Consider the following 23766-nt stretch of genomic DNA (forward strand, 5'->3'; position numbering starts at 1 on the left):
GACTTGGGGCGGCGAAAGGAAGACGATGCGGATTTATCCCGTAATCATGTGCGGCGGCGCAGGGACGCGCCTCTGGCCGGTGTCCGTGCAGGCGCATCCGAAACAGTTCCACCGGCTGGTGACCGACAAGACCGTCTTCCAGGACACCGTGTTACGTCTGACCGGCGAGGATTTTGCGCCGCCCGTGGTTATGTCAAACCAGCGTTATGCCAGCCTCGTCCGCGAGCAGCTGGCAGAAATCGGCGTCGAGCCTGGGGCTGTTATCCTCGAACCGATGGTCCGCAATACAGCTGCCGTCGCCGCCGTCGCAGCGCGCCATGTCGCTGAGCAGGATGCAGAAGGCCTGGTCCTGCTGCTGCCATCGGACCATTTCATCGGCCAGCCAGATGTGTTCATCGCCGCGGTCACCGAGGCTGCCCGGATGGCGAAATCCGGTTACATCACCACGTTCGGCATCAGGCCCGACCGGCCTGAAACGGGCTTCGGCTATATCCAGCGCGGGGACGCCATTGGCGGATCACTTTATGCGGTGACGGAATTCCGGGAGAAGCCGAATCTCGAAACGGCAATGAAGTACATCTCAAATCCGGCCTTCAGCTGGAATGCCGGCATTTTCCTCTTCCCTGCTTCGCTGATGGTCGACGAGTTGGAGACCCACGCGCCGGACATCCTGGACGCCGCCACCGCCGCGCTGGAAGCGGCAAGCGATGTCGACGGGAATATCCTGCTCGATCCGGAATGCTTCGCCGCAGCGCGCTCCACCTCGGTGGACTACGCAGTGATGGAGCAGACCTCCAAAGCGGCCATCTATGCACCGCTGGACTGCCAGTGGAACGACATCGGCACGTGGAGCATGATCGGCTCGATCCGTCAGGGCGACAGCGAAAATCCGCCGATTGCGATTGATTCGGTGGGCTGCACTGTTCTGTCAGACGCGGATCACACGGTCGCGCTGGTCGGTGTGCAGGATCTTTGCGTCATCGTGGAAGGCGGGCGCATCCTGATCACGTCGAAAGACCGGACGCAGGATGTCGGCAAAGTCGTCTCCGCCTTGCGTGAAACAGGCCGTGAAGACCTCCTCTGAACGGGCTGCCCCTGCGTGACCGGCTCCAAAAACTGAATCCTATGCTAAATTCCATCTCGCTGTAGTGCAGCGGGAGGAAAAATCATGCCGGAAGCCAAAGGTGCCGGTGCAGATAAAAAATCTGCCAAAACAATCAACTACGATGCCGTAATTGTCGGCGCCGGATTCGGCGGCATGTATATGCTGCACAAGCTGCGCGGCATGGGATTGAACGCGCATGTCTTTGAGGCCGGCAGCGGCGTCGGAGGCACCTGGTTCTGGAACCGCTATCCCGGTGCCCGTGTGGACATTGAAAGCCAGGAATATTCCTTCTCCTTCTCCAAAGAGCTGGAAGAAGAGTGGCAATGGTCTGAGCGCTACGCGCCTCAGGGCGAATTGCTGGACTATGCCAATCACATCGCGGACCGGTTCGATCTGCGCCGCGATATCAGCTTCAACACCCGTGTTGAGTCCGCACAATACGATGACCAGGCCGGACTATGGCGGATCACGACGGACCAGGGCGACACCATCGAGGCACGCTATTGTGTCATGGCGACCGGGTGCCTCTCGGCAGCCAAGACGCCGGACATTCCGGGCGCCGGAAACTTCAAGGGTGAGACCTATAGCACCGCTACCTGGCCCGAGGACGCCGATCTCTCCGGCAAGCGGGTCGGCATCATCGGCACCGGCTCGTCCGGTATCCAGACCATCACCACCATCGCACCAGTGGTCGGCGAGCTCTACGTCTTCCAGCGTACACCGAATTACAGTGTGCCGGCGCATAACCGTCCGCTGGATCCGGCGGTGCGGGAAGACTGGCTGGCCAACCGTGAGGACTATCGCCAGCAGCAACGGGAATCCGGCATCGGAATCGTGGCGCTGGAAGCGAGCGAAGAGTTGGCGCTGGAACAATCGGAGGAAGACCGCCTTCGTGAATTCGAGCGGCGCTGGGCGAAGGGCGGTTTCTGTGTCGGCGCGCCTTATGCCGATACCGGTGTCGACCCGGCGGCCAACAAGCTGCTGGCAGATTTCGTTGCTGGCAAGGTCCGCGAAATTGTGAAGGATCCGGAGACGGCAGACCTGCTGATCCCCAAGACCTATCCCTTCGGCACGAAGCGCCTGGTCGTCGATACCGGCTATTTCGAAGTCTACAATCAGGACAATGTCCACCTGATCGATCTCAACAAGACACCGATCGAAACCATCACCGAAACCGGCCTTAGCACCAGCGAACGCGATTATGAGTTCGACGTGCTGATCTATGCCATCGGCTTCGATGCCATGACCGGTGCGCTGGAACGGATCGACATCCGGGGCCGGGACGGCCTGAAGCTGAAGGACAAATGGGCAGCCGGTCCGCTGACCTATCTCGGCCTCACCGTGTCCGGCTTCCCGAACATGTTCATGATCACGGGCCCCGGCAGCCCGTCTGTCCTTTCCAACATGATCGTTTCCATCGAGCAGCATGTGGACTGGATCGCGGACTGCATCCACGACATGGGTGAGCGCCAGCTGACTGTCGTGGAAGCAACCCCGGAAGCCGAGGCTGAATGGGTGGCCCATGTGAACGAGGTCGCGTCCGGAACGCTCTACCTGCAGGCCAATTCCTGGTATCTCGGCGCCAACGTCCCCGGCAAGCCGCGCGTGTTCATGCCTTATGTGGGCGGCGTCGGCGTCTACCGCGAAGTCTGCGACGAAGTCGCCGCGAATGACTACAAGGGGTTCACCCTGACCCGCGCGCCTGCGGAAGCGTCCTGAGACCGGCCTGCGGTTTGACCGCAGATTGACCCTAGGGGTTTCCCCGGCGTCCCATCTCGAATCCTGCCTGATCCCGCGATAAGCAGGGATCAGGCATAAATATATTCGGGAGCGAACGATGGCCAAAGGGGATCTTCCTGTTCTTGTCGGCGTAGGCCAAAGCCTCAGCCAGTGGGACGGCTCTGCCGGTCCAGCCGGGGCCCCCTCCCCGCTGTCGCTGATGGTGGACGCTTCCAAGGCGGCGCTTGCCGACACGGGCGCGGCAAGCATCGCAGACGCCGTCGACACGCTCGCCGTGGTCCGGATCTTCGAGGACTCGGTGCGCAACGCCCCGCACCCGCACGGACACAACACGAACCTGCCCGGCACGCTGGCGCGCGACATCGGGGCCTCTCCTGCCAACCTGATCTATGAGACCGTCGGCGGCCAGAGCCCGCAGGCGCTCGTCAACGAAATGGCTGCGAAGGTCTTTGAGGGCGAGATCGAATGCGCCCTGATCTCCGGCTCCGAAGCCAACCGCGCCTCCAAGGGCGCGCGCCGCCATGGCGTGGAGATCAACTGGGCCGACAGCGCCGACGCCGAATATGAAGACCGCGGCACCGGCCCGATGATGCTGAGCCGTGAAGAGATCAAGCACGGCATTGTCGCCCCGGCCTATTTCTACGCCATGTTCGAAAACGCCATCGCCGCCCGCGAAGGCCGCTCGCGCAGCGAACACCGCAAGGCCATGGCGCAGCTGTTCCAGCCCTTCACGGCTGTGGCCGCGCAGAACCCCTGGTCACAGTTCCCGGTGGAGCACTCTGTCGAGTTCCTGTCGACGCCGTCCAAGGCGAACTACGAATATGCCGACCCGTTCCTGAAATGGTTCATCGCGCAGGACGCCGTGAACCAGGGCGCCGCCGCCATCGTGATGAGTTCGTCCAAGGCTGATGAACTCGGCATTGCGGAAGACAAGCGCGTTTACCTGCACGGCGCAGGCGAAGGCTCGGACGATTTCATCTCCGTCCGCCCACGGCTGGATGGCTCCTTCGCGATGGAAGCCGCGATCTCCCGCGCACTGGAACAGTCCGGCAAGACGGCTGCCGACATGGCGCATTTCGACCTCTACTCCTGCTTCCCGTGCGCCGTGTTCTCCTCGACGCAAGCGCTCGGTGTCGACTGGAAAACCGACAAGCGCCCGCTGACGCTGACTGGCGGCCTGCCTTTCTTCGGCGGTCCGGGGAACAATTACTCCCTGCACGGAATTGCAGAGATGGTCGCGAAACTGCGCGGCGACGCCGGCGCCTTTGGCCTGGTCCTCGCCAATGGCGGCTGGATGACCAAGGAAGCCGTCGGCGTCTACTCGACCGCCAAGCCGGCAGAGTTCACACCGGTCGCGCGCTATGCCCGGCCGACCGAAGAAATTGATGTGTGCACAGAGAGCTGCGCCGCGAAACTCGAAACCTTCACCGTCACGCACGGCAAGGAAGGCCCGAACAAGGGCATCATCTTCGCCCGCTTGCCGGATGGCCGCCGCGCGCTCGCCAATGCAAGCCCCGCTGCCCTCACCGTGCTGCGCGAGGATGCCAGCCCCGTTGGCCGCAGCGTGAAGATCACGGTGGAAGGCGAAACCGGCACGTTCGACTTCGCCTGATCACGGCAGTGAACCCGCCTCTGATCTCTGCGGCTTGCCCAGACTGACGGATTCGCCCAAATTCCGGGCATGACAACGCATTTCAAGAAGTTCGGCGTGATCGGCGGCGGGGCCTGGGGCACCGCCATCGCACAGATGCTGACCCGCGAGGGGCAGGATGTGCTGATCTGGTGCCGCGAGACGGATGTGGCAGAGGCGATCAACACCGCGCACGAGAACACCGTGTTCCTGCCCGGCGTGCCGCTCAAGCCTGCCCTGAAAGCGACGAGTGAGCTTGCCGACCTTGCCGGTATGGACGCCGTCTTCGCCGTCGCCCCGGCCCAGCACACGCGTGCCACGCTGAAGGCGCTTAAAGGCACGCTGAAGCCCGGCACGCCGGTCGTGCTCTGCTCCAAAGGGATTGAACTGGCGACCGGCGAGTTCATGACGCAGGTGCTGAAGGACGAACTGCCGGATGCGGTGCCGGCGGTGATGTCCGGCCCGAGCTTTGCCATCGATGTCGCCCAGGGCCTGCCGACAGCAGTGACTTTCGCCATTGAGGACGAAAAGCTTGGCACCGAACTGATCGCCGCAATCTCGACCCCCACTTTCCGGCCCTATCTCGCGCATGACCTGCTGGGCGCCGAAGTCGGCGGCGCGGTGAAGAATGTGCTGGCCATCGCCTGCGGCATTGCCCTCGGCAAAGGCCTCGGCCGTTCGGCCCATGCGGCCCTGATTGCCCGCGGCAGCGCGGAGATGACCCGGCTCGCCCTGAAGCTCGGCGCGGAGCGGGAAACGCTGACAGGCCTCTCGGGCCTCGGTGACCTCGTGCTGACCTGCTCCTCGGAGACCAGCCGCAACATGAGCTGCGGCATGGCACTCGGCAAAGGCGAGTCGCTGGAGAGCATCCTCGGCGCGCGGAATGCGGTGACCGAAGGCGTTGCCACAGCACCAGTGCTCCGGAAGCTGGCGGCGAAGCATGGCGTGGAAATGCCGATTTCAGATGCCGTCGCCGCCGTGATCGAAGGCGAGATCAGCGTGGACGAGGCCATCGTCCGACTCCTGATGCGGCCGAACCGGGCCGAAGCCGTCACCGCCTGACCTTTAAACCTGACCCGCCGTCATGTCTGGCCGGGCCGGGGCCCGCTGCTAAGGTTCCTTCCAAACAGGAGGAAACGCATGGCCTACGAGTGTTTTGAAGTCACCATCGAAGACAAGATCGCCCACATCCGGATGAACCGGCCTGAGGCGCTGAACACGATGAACAAGGCGTTCTGGAATGAACTGCCGGAAATCATCCACGACATCGACAACAATGCCCGCGCGCGGGTGATCGTGATCTCGTCCACCGGCAAGCACTTCTCCGGCGGCATGGACACGACCGTCTTCACCGGCGACCGCGATGCACCCAAGCATGACCGCTACATCATGGCCGAGGCCCTGCGGTCCAACATCAAGCACATCCAGCACAGCTTCAGCTGCATGGAAGAGGCCCGCATGCCGGTTCTGTTCGCGCTGCACGGCGGCGTGATCGGCGGCGCGGTGGACATGATCTCTGCCGGCGACATCCGCTGGTGCACCAAGGACGCCTTCTTCTCCATCATGGAAACCAATATCGCCATGACGGCGGACGTCGGCACCTTCCCGCGCCTTCAGCGCTACATCCCTGAAGGCTGGGTCAAGCAGATGGCCTATACCGGCATGCGCCTGCCTGCCGCCAAGGCGAAGGAAATCGGTCTCGTCAATGACGTCTTCGACACGCATGAAGAGATGATGGAAGCCGTGATGGGTGTCGCGCGCGAGATCGCCGCCAACAGCCCGCTGGCCGTCACTGGCTGCAAGGTGCTGATCAATTATGGCCGCGACCACAACACTGCCGACACGCTGGACTATATCGGCGTCTGGAACGCCGCGATGTTCCCGCCGCCGCACATGGCCGAGGCCTTCAAGGCCCGGATCGAAAAGCGCGATCCGGAATATCCGGAGCTCTCGGAACTGCGCGACACCGCGATGTAGGCCGCGCTGCGGAATCTCACTTCCGCGCCTGGGTCTGATTTGCCTGCACCTGCCGGGAGAGTTCCGGCGGGCGGCGCTTCTGCACCACAGGGCGCAGGGCGAAGCTGGACTTGATGCTGCGCACTTCCGACAGGCCGGCCAGCCGCTCAGTCAGGAAGCGCTCGAACTCGTCCAGCCCGTCCACGGCGATGCGAAGCAGATAATCGTCGTCTCCCGTCATGAGATAGCAATCCATGACTTCAGGCGATTCCTCCATCGTCTTCTCGAAGACGGACAGAGTCTCGCGCTTCTGATCGACCAGAGACACCCAGGTGAAGACCGAGAAGGCGCCGCCCAGCAGCGCCTCTGACAAGTGCGCCTGGTAACCCTGGATCACACCCATCTCTTCCAGTTTGCGAATACGGTTCACCGTCGGCGTCTGCGACAGGCCGACCGCGGAAGACAGATCGGAAATACTGATCCGGCCCTGCTCCGTCAGGGAATCGAGAATTCTGATGTCAATTTTATCCAGAGCAGTCATTTTAACCTCAGAAATAAATATTCATAGGTAAATACATAGCCAGACGACCAAAAGGCAATGTGAATTAGTGGGATTTCCTACGGCACAGATGGTAATCTTCCCAAGCACAATGGCCCGGACACGACAGAACACCCGCCGCGTCCAATGGGCGGTTATGTGGTAAAGGGAAACGGACATGCCGAACGAGCTGGATCATCTGAAAACCCTCGAGCAACGCCTGCTCTGGCTTTCAGCCTGGATGGTGCACAATGCCAATCACCTGCGCCCCAAGGGCGAAGGCGATGTGAAAGTGGGCGGGCACCAGGCCTCCTGCGCGTCGATGGTTTCGATCATGACCGCGCTCTATTTCCACACGCTGCGCCCGGAAGACCGCGTGGCGGTGAAGCCGCACGCCTCGCCTGTCTTCCACGCAATGCAGTACATCATGGGCAACCAGACGCTGGACAAGCTGAAGAGCTTCCGCGGCTATGGCGGCGCGCAGTCCTATCCCAGCCGCACGAAGGACGTGGACGATGTGGACTTCTCCACCGGCTCCGTCGGCCTTGGCGTGGCCGAGACGGCCTTCGCCTCCATCGTGCAGGATTATCTCGCCGCGAAGGACTGGGCGGACGAGCGCCCGCTCGGCCGGATGGTGGCCCTCGTCGGCGATGCGGAGCTGGACGAAGGCAATGTCTATGAGTGCCTTCAGGAAGGCTGGAAGCATGAGCTGCGCAACACCTGGTGGATCATCGACTATAACCGCCAGAGCCTCGATGGCGTAGTGCATGAAGGCCTCTGGGAAAAGATCGAGTCGATCTTCGAGGCTTTCGGCTGGCGCGTCGTTGTGCTGCGTCACGGCGCCTTGCAGCGGGCCGCCTTCGAGGAGCCCGGCGGCGAAGCGCTGAAGGCCTGGATCCAGTCCTGTCCGAATGCGGACTACTCCGCGCTGACCTATCAGGGCGGCGCGGCTTGGCGCAAACGCCTGATGGACGACCTTGGCGATCAGGGCGACGTCTCCGCCCTACTTTCGAAGCGCAGTGACGAGGAGCTGAACGCCCTGATGAACAATCTCGGCGGCCAGTGCCTCGAAACGCTGACCGGGGCGTTCGACAGTGTCACCGACGACCGCCCGACCGTCTTCCTCGCCTACACGATCAAAGGCTGGGGCACGCCGCTGGCAGGCCACAAGGACAATCATGCAGGCCTGATGAACCCGGCCCAGATGGCGGACTTCCAGAGCCACATGGGCGTGCCGGAAGGCGAGGAATGGGAGAAGCTGGCCACCGTCAAAGACAAGGACGCGCTGGAGACTTTCCTCGGCCGCGTCCCCTTCTTCGAGGCGGGCCCGCGCCGCTTCACCGCGCCCAAAGTGGAAAGCCCAGGGCCCATCTTCCTGGATGACCGGACACTCTCCACACAGGCAGGGTTCGGCAAGATCCTCGACACGCTGGCCAAGGGTGAAAGCCAGATTGCAGACCGCATTCTGACGACCTCTCCGGACGTCACTTCCTCGACCAATCTCGGCCCATGGGTGAACCGGCGCTCCCTCTTTGCCCGGACGGAAAAGGAAGACACGTTCCGCCAGCAGCGCATCCCCTCCACGCAGAAATGGCAGTTCTCCCCCGCAGGCCAGCATATCGAGCTCGGTATTGCCGAGATGAACCTGTTCCTGCTGCTCGGCGCGGCGGGCCTGTCCCATTCACTGTTCGGTGAACGCCTCATCCCCATCGGCACGGTCTACGATCCGTTCGTGGCACGCGGCCTCGATGCGCTGAATTATGCCTGCTACCAGGACGCGCGCTTCATCATCGCGGGCACGCCGTCGGGTGTGACGCTGGCGCCGGAGGGCGGCGCGCACCAGTCCATCGGCGCGCAACTGATCGGCATGAGCCAGGACGGCCTTGTCAGCTTCGAACCGGCTTATCTCGACGAGCTCTCCATCATCATGGACTGGAGTTTCGACTATCTCCAGCGCAGCGGCGAGAACGACCCGGACGAACGCACCTGGCTGCGCGACGAAACCGGCGGCTCGGTCTATCTCCGCCTCACCACGCGCCCGCTGGAACAGCTGGACCTCAAGGCGCGGGACGATCAGGCCTTCCGCCAGGGCGTCGTTGACGGCGCTTACTGGCTGCGCGAACCGGGACCAAATTGCGAAGTCGTCATCGCCTATCAGGGCTGTGTTGCCCCGGAAGCCATTGAGGCCGCAGGCCGCATCGGAAACGACCGGCGCGATATCGGCGTGCTGGCGATCACCTCAGCCGACCGATTGAACTCCGGCTGGACGGCGGCGCGCCGGGCGCGTGCCCGCGGCCACCGGGAGGCGACGAGCCAGATCGAACGTCTGATGGCGGACGTTCCACGCGACGCGACGCTGATCACCGTGACCGATGGCCACCCCGCGACACTTGCCTGGATCGGGTCTGTGATGGGTCACCGCACCGCGCCGCTGGGCGTCGAACATTTCGGGCAGACCGGCACGATCGACGATCTCTACCGGCACTTCATGATTGATGCGGATTCCATCGTGGCCGCCGCAAATTATCTTTCGGCAGGAAGACGGATCGGTCTCAGCGTGCGTTAGGCAGGATCAGGCCGCAGAACGCACCAGCTCGAAGTGGGAACGCACGGTCGGCTTTTCGTCCGGTGTGCTCACGCGGCCGGTTTTCACCAGCTCGATCATGTGGCCCAGCACCGACATGGCCGCCGCCGGATGGAGACGCTTGTCGACGTCCTTGTACATCTCTTTCACCATTTCGGGGATGAGGTTCTCCCCTTCGGAAAGATGGTGCAGGATCGCACGTTCACGCTCGCGGCGGTGCTCGGCATATTCGGTGATGAAGTGTTCGACGAAATCCTTGCCCTTCACCGGGTCGCCATGCGTCGGGTAGAGCGAGTCGAACTTCATCCCACGGATCTTCTCAAGGCTGCGCATATAGTCACCCATGTCGCCGTCCGGCGGCGCGACGACTGTGGTGGACCAGCCCATGATATGGTCGCCCGACAGGCAGGCATTCTCTTCGCGCAGGCCGAAGCAGAGATGGTTGCAGGTGTGACCGGGCGTTTCGATGACATCCAGCGTCCAGCCAGGGCCTGAGATGACATCGCCGTCGCCAACCTTCACATCCGGCATGAAGCCGAGATCGTCTGCACTGCCCAGCTCGCCCTTGGCCGTCGGCACACCGCAATTCTTCGCATAGGTCTTGCAGCCTGCCCATTCGGCCAGCGGCTGCGCCAGCGGCGAATGATCGGAGTGGCCATGGCTGACCAGCACATGGGTAACCTTTTCGCCTTCCAGCGCCTTTTTCAGGGCTTCGAAATGCTCTGGCTGCTCCGGCCCCGGATCGAGCACGGCCACTTCACCATGGCCGATAATGTAGACCCCGGTACCGACATAGGTGAACGGGCCGGGATTGTTCGCGATCACGCGGCGGATCAGCGGGGTCATCTGCTGGACGACGCCGTATTCGAATTCGATATCCTTGATATAAGGGATGGCCATGTGCAGTCTCTCGATATTCAGCCTGCAGACATATCCTATCGCCGCTTCGGTGCGAACCGTGTACCGAAGGCCTGCGCCATACGACGGGTCGCTCTCAGCTTGGAACCAAGCTTCAAGGCAACCGGCGGGCCCATGTCGGTCTTGTTCGCATCGACGATATAGAGTCGTCCGCTGTTGCGATCACGTAGACAATCAATGCCGCCCCAGTCCAGTCCCATTTCCTTCGCAAAGCGTTCGATCACGGTGATTTCATCCGCCGTGTAACAATTGCGAGGTTCGTCGAGCAGCACCTCTGCATTCTCGTTTGCAAAACGCCGTTCCAGCGGCCTGCGCTTGCGGAAGACAACGACCGGAGACCCGTTCACGAGGCAGCAGCGGAGGTCTTCCACCAGGCCACCTTCAATCTCGTTGTCGACGAGGACCTGATAACACTTGCCGGGCACCGCCTCGTCCAGCGGCCCCTCCAGAACCCGCCCGTCATGGGCGGCGTTCAGTTCGGATTTTTCCACCATCCGGCCCGTGTAAGTCGTCGGATCAACTGCGAGCGAATAGCCCGCGGCCTTTTCGAAGGCGACGCCGACCTTTGACTTGGACACGTCATGGCATTCGAAATTGACGAGGCGTGCGCCTTCCTTGACGTCCGGCAGCTTGTTGTTCGTTTCGGTACAATCGTCGAACTGCATGACAATGTCGGCCCTGGTGACATCGTCGATCAGCTTCGCACCGGAAACGTGCATCACTGGCCAGATAAAGTACCAGGGGCGTGGCTTGTCCGGGTAGAAAGCGATGGTCGGGCGCTTGTGGCCCTCGATCCGGCGCCAGATGCGCCAGGATTGTGCCGCTCCGTAGAATGCCAGCCAAGTGAAGACGTCGTTGATCAGCGACAAGGTGAGCGGAATGCGGGCACCGGTTTTCTTCACCAGCATCGCGCCGTCATCGTACTTGAAATCGGTCAGCCACAACCGGTCTGTCATTCCGTACTCTCCTGACTGGCGAACAGTACACTTAAGCACGGTTCGCGGCCGGTTTCCTGCCTCGCACGCCGCCAGCTCACTGACAACACACTTAATGCGGCGCATTTGTGATCACCGGCCATACGGAACTGCCCTTAGAGCAGTGATTCGATACTGGAAAGATCGTAGCCCGCACCTGCAGCAGCGTCGACGATTTCCTGCCCGGTGCCCTGACCCGCATGGGTCAGCGCCCAGGCCGTGATGCAGCGCGTTCCGGTGCGGCAATAAGCCAGTACAGGCTGAGGGGCCTCATTGAGGATTCCGCCCATGCGCTCGACGATTTCAGGCGTCGGAGCGCCAGAAAACGGCAGCGCGACGAAGGTCAGCCCAAGCGCTTCAGCCTTCGCCCGGATCGGCCCCATGCGCGGCTGTTCGATGCCGCCTTCCCCGTCCGGCCGGTTGGCAATGATGGTCTTGAAACCGGCTGCAGCGATTTCCTCAACGTCTTTTTCGGAAATTTGCGGAGCAACGGCGAATGCGTCTGTAACGCGGCGAATATCAGCCATTTGGGAGGGTCCTGTCTGTTGAGACGGTCTTGATCGATTCGGATACCTAGCTAAGGAAGGATATCCGTTCTGCCAAGGTTTTGGCGGAACACCTTTTCGCTATGGCCCTGCAACAACGACGGAAATTTGCCCTTGTCCACCCTGCAGCGCGCCCTCAGCCGGATCCCGTGGGGCTACACCGCCCGCCGCCTGCTGATCGCCATTCCCACCATGCTGGCCATCATCACCATGGCCTTCCTGATGATGCGTGCGGCGCCTGGCGGGCCATTTGACGGGGAACGCAAGCTCCCAGCGGCCACCGAGAAGGCCATCGCCGCCAAATTCGGCTTCGACAAGCCTCTGCATGAGCAATATTTCGACTATGTCGGCGGCGTCCTTCAGGGCGATTTCGGCCCCTCCTACAAGACGCTCGGCAAGAGCGTGAATGACCTGATCGCCGACGGCCTGCCCATTTCCCTGGCTATCGGCTCCCTGGCAATGATCCTGGGCATAACACTTGGCACATTGCTGGGCGTATTTGCGGGGCTCAGGCAAAACTCCTCGGCAGATTATGGCGTCATGGGCCTCGCAATGTTCGGAATATCCATTCCGACCTTTGTGACCGGGCCGATCCTGATCCTTATTTTCGCGCTTGGTGCCGGCATATTTGCCGTGGGCGGCCTCGGCACTTACCCCAATATCGGCATGAGCTGGCACAACATGACCCTGCCGGTCATCACGCTGGCCCTGCCGCAGATTGCCATCATCTCCCGCCTGATGCGCGCCTCGATCATCGAGACGATGCGCTCCAACCATATCCGCACCGCCCGCTCCAAGGGCCTGTCAGAGCGCCAGGTGATCGCCCGCCATGCGCTGCCTGCCGCGCTGCTGCCTCTGATCTCCTATGCCGGCCCGGCCATGGCGCGGGTCATGACCGGTTCGGTCGTGATCGAGAAAGTGTTCGGCCTGCCGGGGCTCGGCTCCTACTTCGTCAATGGCGCGCTGAACCGTGACTATACGCTCGTGATGGGCGCGATCATCGTTTACGCCGGCCTGATCGTGATCCTGAACCTCGTCGCCGACATCCTCTACGCGGTGCTCGATCCGAAAGTGAAGTACGACTGATGAGCCAGGCTGACCAGCTTCTCGATCCCACCGGCCGCGTGGAACCTGTGAACCAGGCCATCGCCGGCGGCCGCTCCCTCTGGGATGACGCCCGCGCGCGCCTCTTCCACAACAAGGCCGCTGTGGCCTCCATGTGGGTGCTGGGCGTGCTGGTTGTCATCGCAATCATCGGCCCGATGGTCTGGGTACACGACTATCGCGCGATCTCGGGCGCACGCGCGATTGCCCCGACTTTCGAGAATATGCACATCCTCGGCACGGACCTGCAGGGACGCGACCTGATGGCCCGCCTGATGATCGGCCTGCGCATCTCGCTCATGGTCGGTGTTGTCGCGACCGCGGTCAGCCTCGTCATCGGCGTCACCTGGGGCGCCACCGCCGGTTATCTCGGCGGCCGGGTCGACAATTTCATGATGCGCATCGTGGACGTGCTCTACGCCCTGCCCTTCATCTTCTTCGTCATCCTGCTGCTGACCGTGTTCGAGCGGAACATCTTCCTGATCTTCGCCGCCATCGGCGCGATTGAATGGCTGACCATGGCACGGATCGTTCGCGGCCAGACCCTCGCCATCAAAGGCAAGGAGTTCATCGAGGCCGCCCGCGCCGCCGGTGTCAGCCGCCGCGCGATCATCCTGCGCCACATCCTGCCCAACGTGATCGGCCCTGTGGCCGTTTACGTGACCCTGACCATCCCGGTCGTGATCCTGGCAGAGAGCTTCCTCTCCTTCCTCGGCCTCGGCGTGAATGAGCCGCTGACCTCGCTCGGCGTGCTGATTTCCGATGGCGCGGCGCGGATGGAAGAGAAGCCCTGGATGCTGCTCGCCCCGGCCGGAACGATGGCCGTCACCCTGCTCTGCCTGAACTTCATCGGCGACGGCCTGCGCGACGCGCTGGACCCGAAGGACCGTTAGACGTTCACAATATTTGTCACGGTCTCACGGAAGAAATCCAACATGCCGTCTGTCTCATGTGAGATAATGAACGTAACGCTGGTCACATCGCGCTGTCTTTCACCGTAAAAGAAGCGCTGATTGAAGCGTGTCAGATGCCAGCCATCTCCCAAAGCGAAGACATCAATTCCCAGCGCTTCAGTGCCTTTTGGAAAGACGTCCTGGCTGAGTTGGACCATCACACCCATCAGGGCTTCACGGGAATTTGCCAGCTGCCAGCTCGTATCCGCTTCGTCGCGGAAGTGGTCGATGCGGAAATCGACGTCGTCCGCAATCAGTTCGAAGAGTGACGGATCGCCGGCAGCGAACCTGGAAAGTACCTGCCCAATGGTCGTCTCTGCTGTTTTGGTAAGGGTCGGTTGCATGATCAAAGCTCCTTTCGCTGTGATGCCTTCCATATGCGACCGCGCAGAAGTCTAGGCTATTGCTATTCTATATATGTTTGACATAGTTATTGCCTATGATTGATCTGACCACACTGCGCTACTTCACCAGTGCCTTCGAGACCGGCACCTTCAGCCAGGCCGCCCGCGCAAACGGCGTCAGCCAGCCGACCGTGTCCGCGGCGATCCAGAAACTGGAAGAAACGCTGAGCGCCCCTTTGTTTCAGCGGTCGAAATCCGGCCTGACGCCGACGGCGCTGGCACGCCGGCTCTATTCCGATGCCGAGCAGAGCGTCACCCATCTCTCGACATTGGAAGACCGCCTGCGCGACCTGCCGCAGCAGACCGTCCGCTTTCATTGCGCGCCTGATGTTCTGGTTCACGGGATCGCGCCAGACCTGAGCCGCGTCCGCCGCAAATCCGCGACGTTGACCTTCAGCTTCACCGAAACCGCAGAAGACAGCGATATCGCCTATTTGTCCGAAGCCTGCGTTCCGGGAAATCATGCGTTCATCCCCCTGACGGAAGAACCCTTCTGCGTTGCTGTTGCGCGTTTCCACCCACTCGCCTCCCTGTCCGGGTTGCATCTGGCCGATCTGCAGGAGTATCCGCTGATCCACCGGCCCTATTGCCCGAATGCGGATCATATGCAGCTCGTCCCGTCCCTCGCATCTCCTGTCGCGCAGGCCATGAATGACAGCCAATTGCTGGAGCTGGTGGCGGCCGGGCTCGGCATCGCGTTTGTGCCCCGCTCGCATGGAGACGGGCGTGACGACATCACGGTTTTGCCCCTGCGCGACGTGGAAACAGGCACACGCAAGGTCGGCATCTCGCATCGCAAGACAGCCTTCGCCAAAGGACTGGCTCAGGAGCTGACACTGACCCGTCCGGCGACCTGATAACGCCGGACGCGAAGCGCTGGCCCCGAAAGCGCCCTCAGCTGCAGAATTTTGTGTTCTGCCGGGCACATACTGACCTGAAACACCCCTGACGGGATTGGATTTTTCCTGTGGGTGTCCCATCTCTCCAGTATCCCGAAATCCGAGAGAGGCGGCCCGGTTGGCTCTATTTCTGTTCCTTTGCAGCCTGGTCGTCTTTACCAGCTTTGCCATGATGCCGCTGGCGCGCCGGGCGGGTGCGCCGTTCCTGCTCCTGGCCTTGGTCATCGGCATGCTGCTTGGGGAAGATGGCCCGGGCGGAATACAGTTCAGCAATTTCGGTCTGGCCTTTGATCTGGGCAGTGTGGCGCTCGCGGTCATCCTGTTTGCCGGCGGACTGGAGGCCGAGCGTTCGGTCTTCCGCACGGCGGGCATTCCCGCCATCAGCCTGGCTACGCTCGGTGTACTGATCACGGGCGCCGTGACAGGAATTGCCGCCATCTTCATCCTGAACCTGCCCTGGCTGCAGGGCCTGCTGCTGGGCGCCGCCGTTGCCTCGACAGATGCCGCGGCGACCTTCCTTCTGGTGCAGCAAAGCGGCGTGAACCTGCGCCGGAAACTGCGGGACACGCTGATGCTGGAGTCCGGGATCAACGACCCGATGGCCATTTTCCTCACCGTCTCGCTCACCATGCTGGTCGCAGCCCAGCCTGCAGGCACGGCAACGGACCTTGCCGGTTTTGCCCTCTTCCTCGCCCAGCAGGCCGGGATCGGACTTGTGGCAGGGCTTGGCGGCGGACGGCTCCTCGCCTGGCTGACAGACCGATTGAGCCTGCCAATGGGCACCTATCCGGCGATGACCCTGTCCGGCGCGCTGACCATCTATGCGGGCACCACCCTTCTGGGGGGCAGTGGATTCCTGGCGGTCTACCTCGCCGGGTTTATGCTGAAGGCCTATCTGCGCCGTCCCATCGACCGGATCGAGGATTTCAACGAGGCCTTCCAGTGGCTATGCCAGATGGTGCTGTTCCTGATGCTCGGCCTGCTGGTGACACCGAGCGCGCTGCTCAAGGATTTCTGGCCGGCGATTGCCTGCGCCGGAGTGCTCATGCTGATCGCCCGCCCGCTGGCCGTGTTCGCCAGCGTGAGCTGGATGGGCTTTTCGCTGAAGGAAAATTTGTTCCTCAGCTGGGTGGGCCTGCGCGGAGCGGTGCCGGTACTGCTGGCGATCTATCCCGTCATCGCACCCGGGCCGGTGACCGTCGGCTTCTTCAACATCGTCTTCGTCATCGTCACGGTGTCTCTCATTACACAGGGCTGGACGATTTCCCAGGCGGCGCGCTGGCTGAAGCTCGGCGATACAGCGGAGCCCCAGCCCGCAAAGACCTAGCCCATCCGGGCTTCCGTGGAGAAGCCCGTGACGGCTCCGCCGGCCTCTTGCCTGACCTGTGAAGGCCCGGCACACTCCCCGTAACGGGAGGACAATCCATGCGCCGGAAAACAGCCATCAGCGCTGTCATGCTCAGCCTTGCGCTGACAGCCCAGCCAGCCGCATGCGCCTCCCCGCCAGTGGAGACCGAGATGACAGCCCCCAAGACCCATGCCTTCCAGTCGTTTGACGGCACCACCATCTCCTATCTTGAGCTTGGCGACGGGCCGGTCGTCCTGTTGCTGCACGGCTTCACGGCGAATGCGGACACGAACTGGGTCCGGCCGGGCATTGCGCAGAAGATTGCGGACGCAGGCTATCGCGTCATCGCGCCGGACATGCGCGGCCATGGCGCCTCGCCGGTGCCGGACGATCCCGCCAGCTGGCCGCGTGATGCCATCGCCCGCGACCAGATCGCGCTGATGAAACACCTCGGCGCCGCACCCTATGCCGTGGTCGGCTATTCCATGGGTGCGATCAGCGCGCTGCGCTATGAGCTCCTGACAAGATCCAGCAACCGGCTTGTCCTGGGCGGTGTTGGGGACTCCGTCGCTGATGAGAGAAATTCAAGCCGCAATGACGGCTTCCGGGCGGCCATAGAGTCCGCGATGCGCGGAGAAGATACACCCGGTGCAAAAGCCATCCTCGCGCGGGCGAAAGCCACCGGCGGCACGCTGGAAGGCTATCTCGGCGCGCTGTCGTCCCGGGTCTATACCGGGCGGGACCTGCTGGAGACATTCGACCTGCCCGTCCTGGTGGTCACAGGCGATCAGGATACGGACAATGGATCCGGCGAAGCGCTGGCACAGATCATCTCCGGCGCACGATACCAGCAGGTCACCGGCACCCACGTATCCGCCGTGGGTGACCCGGCGCTGCCGGAGGCGATCATCGCCTTCCTGAATGAAGGGCGCTAGAGCCGCGCTTCGAAATCTTCGAGGAACAGTTTCACACGCTTGGCGTTGGCGCCGAGATCCGACAGGCCGACGCGGCTGACAGAGCGGACATCCACGCGCGAGCCGCCTTCGCCTTCCGGCATCACGCGGATCATCACGTCGTCCTTGAACTCGAACCAGAAGGTCGTGTCGGTGGCTTCGATCCGGCCCTCTTCAGGCTCTGCCGTGACAATGGTCCAGCCCCGGTCGTTCACTGTTTCCAGCGCAGCCTGATAGGCCATGTCGAACGGTACGGCCGGCAGGATCACCGTCTCCAGCTGCGGGTAAGGCGCCGCGACTTCTTTTTTCTGAGTGTCAGGGTCGAACTCGGCCTGTTCCTGCACTTCGGAGACAAGGCGCCCTTCCATGCCCGGCCAGTTGCCTTTGGCACCGTCGGAAATGACGGGGGCTTCCTCGATTTCGTTATAGGCGCCTGTCGAGGCCCGGGCCGAGAGCAGCGCCGGGGTCGGCATGATTGGTTTTGTCCAGTCGGTCTGGATGTCGTGCAGCGGCGGCAAGCGCTTGGCGTTCTCGCCAGCAGCAAACAGGCGTCCCATGGAGAGACCGGACACAAGCAGGGCTGCCAGCGCCAGGATGAAGGGCCGTTTGCGCGGCGCCATGACCAGCGAAACGATGATGGCGATCATGGAGACCGCGAGCGCCGCCATGACGATTTTCGGGCCCCAGCCCATGGTCAGCGTCCCAAAGCCAGTCCGCCAGTCCCAGAGGCCGAGCTTTGTGCCGCCCGCGGCGATGAAGAACCACAAGACTCCGAATATCGCGAAAGCAAGCGCAAAAGCCGAAAACCGGCCGCGCCAGCCGCCATTCTGCGAAATATCTGACATGGGCTTCCCTCTCCCTGTTGGTCTGCCGAGGCATACAGCGCCTATACGGCCTTGTCGCCCTAATTGGATCAAAACTGCGTGAGTTGCGTTCCAGCACCTTCGCCCACAAGCGCCGGTCGCGCTCGGGCAATTCTCCTGATTTCTGAGTGGCCCGGCTCGTGTCGGGGAGAGGCGATGAGGGACTGGCGCAGGAAGTCCGGCCTTTCCGCCGGGCCGTAAACCTTCTCAATTGCCGGAAGGGCGTTTCTCTGAGACACTGAGGCCATATTTAACGGGAGGTATCATAATGCGTAAACTGAGTATCATTCTCATTCCGCTTGCACTCGCCGGGTGCGAAGCGATGGAAATCCGCGAATCCCAGAAGGCACCGCTGTCCCAGCAGATCGACGAGGGCCGCGGGGTTGCCTCTGCCGTCTGCGCCAACTGCCACGGCCTCGACCAGCAGGACGCGCTGCGCGCCGACACGCCGGCCCTGCGCCATGTGCTCAACAATTACGATGCCGACACGCTGCACGACAATTTCGAGGAAGGCCTGAAGGTCGGCCACCCGGACATGCCGCAATTCCATTTCGGCCCGCTCGGCGCCGACGTGCTGCTGACTTACTTGAAGAGCATTCAGGAGCCTGAGCCTGCAGACGGTTGACCGGCTTCACCTGGCTGGAACCACAGCCGGGTGATATCCGTAACATTCACGAATTGCGTTCGGCGTCGCATCGCGCGATCATGGGTTCTTGTCCGGTAAAGGAGAGCGCCATGCGCCGCCTGATCTATGCACTTGTTCCGCTGTCCCTGCCCCTGATGGGCTGCGTGCAAACCTCGCCGTATGAAGCGGAAATCGCCGAGGTGACGGCAGAGGAGAATCTGGGCCTGACCGGCCTGCCCGTCGCCGAGGAGGTCGAGCTCGGCCGCCAGATCGCCTCGTCCCAATGCGCCGATTGCCACGGCATCGACAAGGAAGATCCACGCCGCACCGACGCCCCGGCGCTGCGCTATATCCTCGCCGATTATGACGGCGATGCGCTGGCCGAGGATTTCCGCGACGGCCTGAAAGTCGGCCATCCGGACATGCCGCAATTCCAGTTCGGCCCGAAAAGCACCGACCTCTTGCTGAGCTACCTGATGAGCATTCAGGAGCCGGACCCGTCGATCCACGTGACCGACGAGGGCTGACCGCCTTTACCAAACCCTATTTCGCCATTCCCTACTTCGTCTGACCGCCATCCACCGGCAGGATGGCGCCGGTGATGAAGCTCGCCAGCGGGCTCAGCAAATAAGCGGCGGCAGAGCCGATCTCGTCCGGACGCCCGAAACGCTGCAATGGCACTTCACGGCGGATCCAGCGGTTCCACGCATCGCCGCGCGGGCCAGTGGAGCGCTCTTCCCAGTCCCCGCCTGGGAAGATGATGTTGCCCGGCGCAATCGCATTCACGCGGACGCCCGAAGGCCCCGCCACGCGGGCCAGCTCCTTGGCGAGATGGTTCATCGCCGCCTTCGACGTGCCATAAGTGACCGGCGTACCGAGCGCACCAAGGCCCGCAATGGACGAGAGCATCAGGATCGAGCCCTCTCCGCGCGGCTCCATCTTCCGGAGGCTTGAGCGAGCGAGGCGGAAGGCGCTGTCGAGGTTCTGCTGAAGACCGGCCGTCCAGGTCTCGTCGTCCACCTCATAGCCAGGCGGGCACGGATGCAGGCCGACATTGGCGACAGAGCCCCAGAGCGGATCGAACTCATGCTCGATCGCCTCGACCATCTCGTCGATGGTGCGGCTGTCGCGCAGATCCCCTGCCCGGGCCCAGACCTTGTGCTCACCATATTGGGCCGCGAGGCGGGCGCGCTGGGCTTCCAGCGCCTCCTCCCCGCGCGCCGCCATGGCGACCTTTGCGCCTTCGGCCAGCAAGGCCTCGACAATCCCAAGGCCAATGCCGCGGCTCGCGCCGGCGACAAAGACCACCTTATCTGTCAGGCCGAGATCCATGACGCTTACGCCGTCGGCAGCTTGTAGTCTTCAAACGTCTTGCGCAGGGCCAGCTTGTTGATCTTGCCCGTGGCGCCCAGCGGAATGTCGTCGACAAAGGCGATATCATCCGGGGTCCACCATTTGGCGATCTTGCCCTCCAGCGCCGCGAAGATTTCCTCCTTGGTCGGATTTTCACCTTCGACCGGCTGGATGATCAGAAGCGGACGCTCGTCCCATTTCGGGTGATAGATGCCGATGGCAGCTGCGTTGGCAACTTTCGGATGGCCGACAGCGATGTTCTCGATGTCGATGGAGGAGATCCACTCACCGCCGGACTTGATGACATCCTTGGCGCGGTCGGTGATCTGCATCGTGCCGTATTCGTCCATATTGGCGACGTCGCCGGTATCGAAATAGCCGTCTTCGTCCAGCACATTGCCGCCGGCACCTTTGAAGTAGGCGCCCGCAATGGCAGCGCCGCGCACCAGGAGGCGGCCGGAGGTCTGGCCGTCCCAGGCGAGTTCGTTGCCTTCATCGTCCTCGATCTTCAGCTCCACGCCGAAAGGCGGGCGGCCTTGCTTCAGCTTCTGCTTCATGCGGGTGTCGATGTCGGCATCCACCATGTGCGGCGGCAGCGTGCCCAGCGTGCCGAGCGGCGAGGTTTCCGTCATGCCCCAGGCGTGGACGACGTCGACTTCATAGTCTTCCTCGAAGGCGCGCAGGATCTTCTCCGGCACGGCCGAACCGCCGATGATCACCTTTTTCAGGTGCGGCAGTTTCAGGTCGTTCTGCTGGAGATGCGTCAGCAGCATCAGCCAGACGGTCGGCACGGCAGCGGTGATGGTCACTTTTTCGGTGTCGAGCAGCTCATAGATCGAGGCGCCGTCCATCTGCGCGCCGGGCATCACCATGTTCGCGCCCGTCGCCGGGCAGCTGAAGGTCAGGCCCCAGGCATTGGCGTGGAACATCGGCACCACCGGCAGAACGACATCGTTCGCGCCCATGCCGATGGCATCGCGCTGCATGGTGATCATCGTGTGGAGCACGTTGGAGCGGTGCGAGTAGAGCACGCCTTTCGGGTCGCCCGTCGTGCCGGATGTGTAGCAGAGGCCGCAGGCTGTATCTTCCGGGAAGTCACCCCAGCGCACATTGGTGGAGCGGCCGTCAATCCAGATGTCGAACGGCACGGCGCCCAGCGTGTTTTCCGGCATCGTGTCGGCGCCGGCATAGATGACGAACGACTTCACCGTCGGGATCGTGTCCTTGATGGCCTCGACGACGGGCAGGAAGGTCTTGTCGAAGATCAGCACCTTGTCTTCGGCGTGATTGATGATCCAGGCGATCTGCTCCGGGTGGAGGCGCGGGTTCACCGTGTGCAGCACAGCGCCGATGCCCATCGCGCCATACCAGGACGCCATGTGGCGTTCGGAGTTCCAGCCAAGCGTGGCGACGCGGTCGCCGAGGCCGATGCCTTCATCCTTCAGCGCGGTCGACACTTGCTTCGACATGTCGAACAGGTCGCCATAAGTGATGCGCTCGATGTGCCCTTCCACGCGGCGCGTGACGATCTCACGGGTCGGATTGACCCGTTTGGCATGCTCGAGAATTTTGTTCGTCGTGAGCTGCCAGTCCTGCATCAGGCCTTTCATGCCATGTCCTCCATTTGCGCCTTACGTGGCGTCATTGTGCTCTAGCGGAAGTGTGTGTATGCGCGCGGATGACGCGAGGCAAGGAATTGAGGGTCGCACCATGAAAACTTTTGCATTTTCCGTGATGTCGCTGGCCCTGACGGCCTGCGGCGCAGCTCAGACAGGCCCTCAGCAAGCCGGCGGAGAGACCGCAAATATTTCCTCCACTGCGCTTCCTTTGCCGGAATATTTTGACTGCCTGCGCAAGAATAAGGGGATGGCTATTGCCGCCCATCGCGGCGGGCCAGACGCAGGCTTCCCCGAGAATGCGATCGAAACCTTCCAGCACGGATTCGACAAGGGCATCCGCGTGTTCGAGATCGACATCGCAGAGACCCGCGATGGCGTGCTGACGCTGATGCATGACGACCGGCTGAACCGCACCACGACCGGCTCCGGCTATGTCTCCGACACCGACTGGGAGACGATGAGCGGACTGGAGCTGGAAGACAATGACGGCCGCCGCACCGGCTTCCATCCGCCGAAATTCACCGACGCGCTGCTCTGGGCAAAACAGACCGGCGCCGTGCTGGAACTGGACAAGAAGCCGACCACGAGCTTCCGCAACATCGCTACCGCCGTGAAAGCCGCAGATGCCGTAGAGAATGTGATCTTCATCACCTATAATGACGACCAGGCCGCCGAAGTCGCCGCGATCGACCCGGGCTTGATGATGACCGCCTCCGCCTATGGCGACCGGGATGTGGCGAAGCTGGAAGGCCGCGGCATCGACCGCACCCGCCTGATCGGCTGGACCGGTGTCGACGCGCCGAAACCCTATGCCTGGGAAAGGCTGATGAAGGTTGGCGTCGAGCCGGCTTTCGGCACGCTTGGCCGGCCGGGCGAACGGCTGGATGACGTCTATCTCGCCGATGGCGATGCCAGCGAATACGACGCACTTGCCGCCGACGGGCTCGTCCTGCTCGCCACGGACGAGCCCTATCGCGTGGCTGACCTGATCACCGCCGACGATGTCGGCCGGGAGGCCTGTGGGCGCTAGGCCTTCGCAGCGACCGCGCGCTGCCAGACCACGAAGAGCACCGGCACGACCAGTTCGATGCCCATGCCAACCATCAGGTCCTGAGAGGGCGCGCCCATCGTCATGTAGGAGACGACGCGTCCAAGGCCGCCAATGAAGATCGCCGCGCTGATCAGGAACAGCGTGCGGCCATGTTTCTCAATGGCCGGGATGATTGACCAGAGCAGGAAAGCGACCACAAGGTACATGCCGGAAAAGTACCGGTACTGATTGTCGAGATCGATGGTGACGCCTTCGGGCGACAGGCGCCCTGCCCCGTGCACGAAGCCGAGAATGGCGAACACGACCGGAATGATGGAAAAGACGCCGAGAAAGACCTGCAGGCCACGTTTCATGGATACCCCCTGAGTTAAGACGGCCCGGTCATAAATTGCCATGCCGACTGCCAATTCCTAGCCCGGACCCGCCGGACATGGCAATGATTGACGTTGCGACCCGAAAGGATTATGTGACGCTCCGGGCTCTGGGACGCCCGCCGCTCGCGAGACAAATGTCTTACGGTGAAGATCCCCCGGCGCGAAAGTGTCGCGACGCGTAAAGACGGAACACCGGTCCAGCCGGCAGTCCCGCGGCAAGGCGAGCCCCG

General features: G+C 62.4%; 23 protein-coding genes. 14 read left to right on the forward strand and 9 right to left on the reverse strand.

The genetic code is table 11. The features are described 5' to 3' along the window. The first annotated feature begins 25 nt into the window (after positions 1-25). The 5 genes from HY17_RS17160 to HY17_RS17180 all read left to right on the forward strand — a co-directional run bounded on the left by HY17_RS17160 (position 26) and on the right by HY17_RS17180 (position 6452). Positions 26-1084: a mannose-1-phosphate guanylyltransferase gene (locus HY17_RS17160; protein ID WP_065383367.1), complete on the forward strand. Its 1059-nt coding sequence runs from the start codon at positions 26-28 to the stop codon at positions 1082-1084. 84 nt (positions 1085-1168) lie between these two features. Then, the gene (locus HY17_RS17165; RefSeq protein ID WP_034768945.1) at positions 1169-2824 is read left to right on the forward strand and encodes an NAD(P)/FAD-dependent oxidoreductase; all 1656 of its coding nucleotides are present in this window, start codon (positions 1169-1171) and stop codon (positions 2822-2824) included. Between the two features lie 118 nt (positions 2825-2942). Further along, on the forward strand, positions 2943-4457 hold the full coding sequence (locus HY17_RS17170; protein WP_034768947.1) for an acetyl-CoA acetyltransferase: 1515 nt from the start codon (positions 2943-2945) through the stop codon (positions 4455-4457). 69 nt (positions 4458-4526) lie between these two features. Then, positions 4527-5537 carry an NAD(P)H-dependent glycerol-3-phosphate dehydrogenase gene (locus HY17_RS17175; RefSeq protein ID WP_034768957.1) on the forward strand — a complete coding sequence of 337 codons (1011 nt, stop codon included), beginning with the start codon at positions 4527-4529 and terminating at the stop codon, positions 5535-5537. 78 nt (positions 5538-5615) lie between these two features. Beyond that, positions 5616-6452, forward strand: a complete 837-nt coding sequence (locus tag HY17_RS17180) for an enoyl-CoA hydratase-related protein (RefSeq protein ID WP_034768958.1) — start codon at positions 5616-5618, stop codon at positions 6450-6452. A gap of 16 nt (positions 6453-6468) precedes the next feature. Here the strand turns inward: HY17_RS17180 and HY17_RS17185 are convergent, their stop codons facing one another. Further along, positions 6469-6972: an Lrp/AsnC family transcriptional regulator gene (locus HY17_RS17185; protein ID WP_051600262.1), complete on the reverse strand. Its 504-nt coding sequence runs from the start codon at positions 6970-6972 to the stop codon at positions 6469-6471. Positions 6973-7147: 175 nt separating this feature from the next. Here HY17_RS17185 and HY17_RS17190 point away from each other — a divergent pair, with 175 nt between their 5' ends. Further along, a complete protein-coding gene (locus tag HY17_RS17190; RefSeq protein WP_034768960.1) occupies positions 7148-9535 on the forward strand; it encodes a transketolase in 2388 nt (795 codons plus the stop codon). 6 nt (positions 9536-9541) lie between these two features. Here HY17_RS17190 and HY17_RS17195 read toward each other — a convergent pair whose 3' ends face one another. From HY17_RS17195 to HY17_RS17205, 3 genes are all read right to left on the reverse strand, one after another. Then, positions 9542-10453: an MBL fold metallo-hydrolase gene (locus tag HY17_RS17195; protein ID WP_034768962.1), complete on the reverse strand. Its 912-nt coding sequence runs from the start codon at positions 10451-10453 to the stop codon at positions 9542-9544. 35 nt (positions 10454-10488) lie between these two features. After that, the gene (locus tag HY17_RS17200) at positions 10489-11427 is read right to left on the reverse strand and encodes a hypothetical protein (protein ID WP_034768964.1); all 939 of its coding nucleotides are present in this window, start codon (positions 11425-11427) and stop codon (positions 10489-10491) included. A 134-nt stretch (positions 11428-11561) separates the two neighbouring features. Beyond that, a complete protein-coding gene (locus HY17_RS17205; protein WP_034768966.1) occupies positions 11562-11972 on the reverse strand; it encodes a TIGR01244 family sulfur transferase in 411 nt (136 codons plus the stop codon). Between the two features lie 132 nt (positions 11973-12104). On the opposite strand from HY17_RS17205, the gene HY17_RS17210 reads away from it, so the two are divergent. Together HY17_RS17210 and HY17_RS17215 are read left to right on the forward strand one after the other, a co-directional pair. Next, positions 12105-13076 (forward strand): ABC transporter permease, encoded by a 972-nt coding sequence (locus HY17_RS17210; protein ID WP_233348858.1) that lies wholly within the window; start codon positions 12105-12107, stop codon positions 13074-13076. Beyond that, positions 13076-13987, forward strand: a complete 912-nt coding sequence (locus HY17_RS17215; protein WP_034768968.1) for an ABC transporter permease subunit — start codon at positions 13076-13078, stop codon at positions 13985-13987. The genes HY17_RS17210 and HY17_RS17215 overlap by 1 nt, the downstream gene beginning before the upstream one ends. Here the strand turns inward: HY17_RS17215 and HY17_RS17220 are convergent. Continuing rightward, complete coding sequence (locus tag HY17_RS17220) at positions 13984-14391, reverse strand: hypothetical protein (protein ID WP_051600295.1); 408 nt, start codon at positions 14389-14391, stop codon at positions 13984-13986. The genes HY17_RS17215 and HY17_RS17220 overlap by 4 nt on opposite strands. Positions 14392-14486: 95 nt before the next feature. On the opposite strand from HY17_RS17220, the gene HY17_RS17225 reads away from it, so the two are divergent. The 3 genes from HY17_RS17225 (at position 14487) to HY17_RS17235 (ending at position 17633) form a co-directional block, all read left to right on the forward strand. Next, the gene (locus HY17_RS17225) at positions 14487-15308 is read left to right on the forward strand and encodes a LysR family transcriptional regulator (RefSeq protein WP_034768969.1); all 822 of its coding nucleotides are present in this window, start codon (positions 14487-14489) and stop codon (positions 15306-15308) included. A 160-nt stretch (positions 15309-15468) separates the two neighbouring features. Then, positions 15469-16677 carry a potassium/proton antiporter gene (locus tag HY17_RS17230; RefSeq protein WP_034768971.1) on the forward strand — a complete coding sequence of 403 codons (1209 nt, stop codon included), beginning with the start codon at positions 15469-15471 and terminating at the stop codon, positions 16675-16677. A 98-nt stretch (positions 16678-16775) separates the two neighbouring features. After that, positions 16776-17633 (forward strand): alpha/beta fold hydrolase, encoded by an 858-nt coding sequence (locus HY17_RS17235; protein ID WP_051600263.1) that lies wholly within the window; start codon positions 16776-16778, stop codon positions 17631-17633. Here HY17_RS17235 and HY17_RS17240 read toward each other — a convergent pair. Beyond that, positions 17630-18496: a DUF1499 domain-containing protein gene (locus tag HY17_RS17240; protein ID WP_051600264.1), complete on the reverse strand. Its 867-nt coding sequence runs from the start codon at positions 18494-18496 to the stop codon at positions 17630-17632. The two genes, HY17_RS17235 and HY17_RS17240, sit on opposite strands and share 4 nt — an antisense overlap. Before the next feature lie 286 nt (positions 18497-18782). Here HY17_RS17240 and HY17_RS17245 point away from each other — a divergent pair, with 286 nt between their 5' ends. Both HY17_RS17245 and HY17_RS19715 read left to right on the forward strand, forming a co-directional pair. After that, positions 18783-19139 carry a hypothetical protein gene (locus HY17_RS17245; protein ID WP_034768973.1) on the forward strand — a complete coding sequence of 119 codons (357 nt, stop codon included), beginning with the start codon at positions 18783-18785 and terminating at the stop codon, positions 19137-19139. A gap of 110 nt (positions 19140-19249) precedes the next feature. Next, positions 19250-19666 (forward strand): cytochrome c, encoded by a 417-nt coding sequence (locus tag HY17_RS19715; protein ID WP_065383368.1) that lies wholly within the window; start codon positions 19250-19252, stop codon positions 19664-19666. 31 nt (positions 19667-19697) lie between these two features. On the opposite strand, the gene HY17_RS17255 is transcribed toward HY17_RS19715, so the two are convergent. Beyond that, positions 19698-20471 carry an SDR family NAD(P)-dependent oxidoreductase gene (locus HY17_RS17255; protein ID WP_034768975.1) on the reverse strand — a complete coding sequence of 258 codons (774 nt, stop codon included), beginning with the start codon at positions 20469-20471 and terminating at the stop codon, positions 19698-19700. Between the two features lie 5 nt (positions 20472-20476). Continuing rightward, positions 20477-22102 (reverse strand): long-chain-fatty-acid--CoA ligase, encoded by a 1626-nt coding sequence (locus tag HY17_RS17260; protein ID WP_034768976.1) that lies wholly within the window; start codon positions 22100-22102, stop codon positions 20477-20479. A 100-nt stretch (positions 22103-22202) separates the two neighbouring features. Here HY17_RS17260 and HY17_RS17265 point away from each other — a divergent pair, with 100 nt between their 5' ends. Beyond that, on the forward strand, positions 22203-23141 hold the full coding sequence (locus tag HY17_RS17265; RefSeq protein ID WP_034768977.1) for a glycerophosphodiester phosphodiesterase family protein: 939 nt from the start codon (positions 22203-22205) through the stop codon (positions 23139-23141). On the opposite strand, the gene HY17_RS17270 is transcribed toward HY17_RS17265, so the two are convergent. Then, on the reverse strand, positions 23138-23515 hold the full coding sequence (locus HY17_RS17270; protein WP_034768978.1) for a DUF4345 domain-containing protein: 378 nt from the start codon (positions 23513-23515) through the stop codon (positions 23138-23140). The genes HY17_RS17265 and HY17_RS17270 overlap by 4 nt on opposite strands. Between the last annotated feature and the right edge of the window lie 251 nt (positions 23516-23766).

This window comes from Hyphomonas sp. CY54-11-8, assembly GCF_000682735.1.
Lineage (GTDB): Bacteria > Pseudomonadota > Alphaproteobacteria > Caulobacterales > Hyphomonadaceae > Hyphomonas.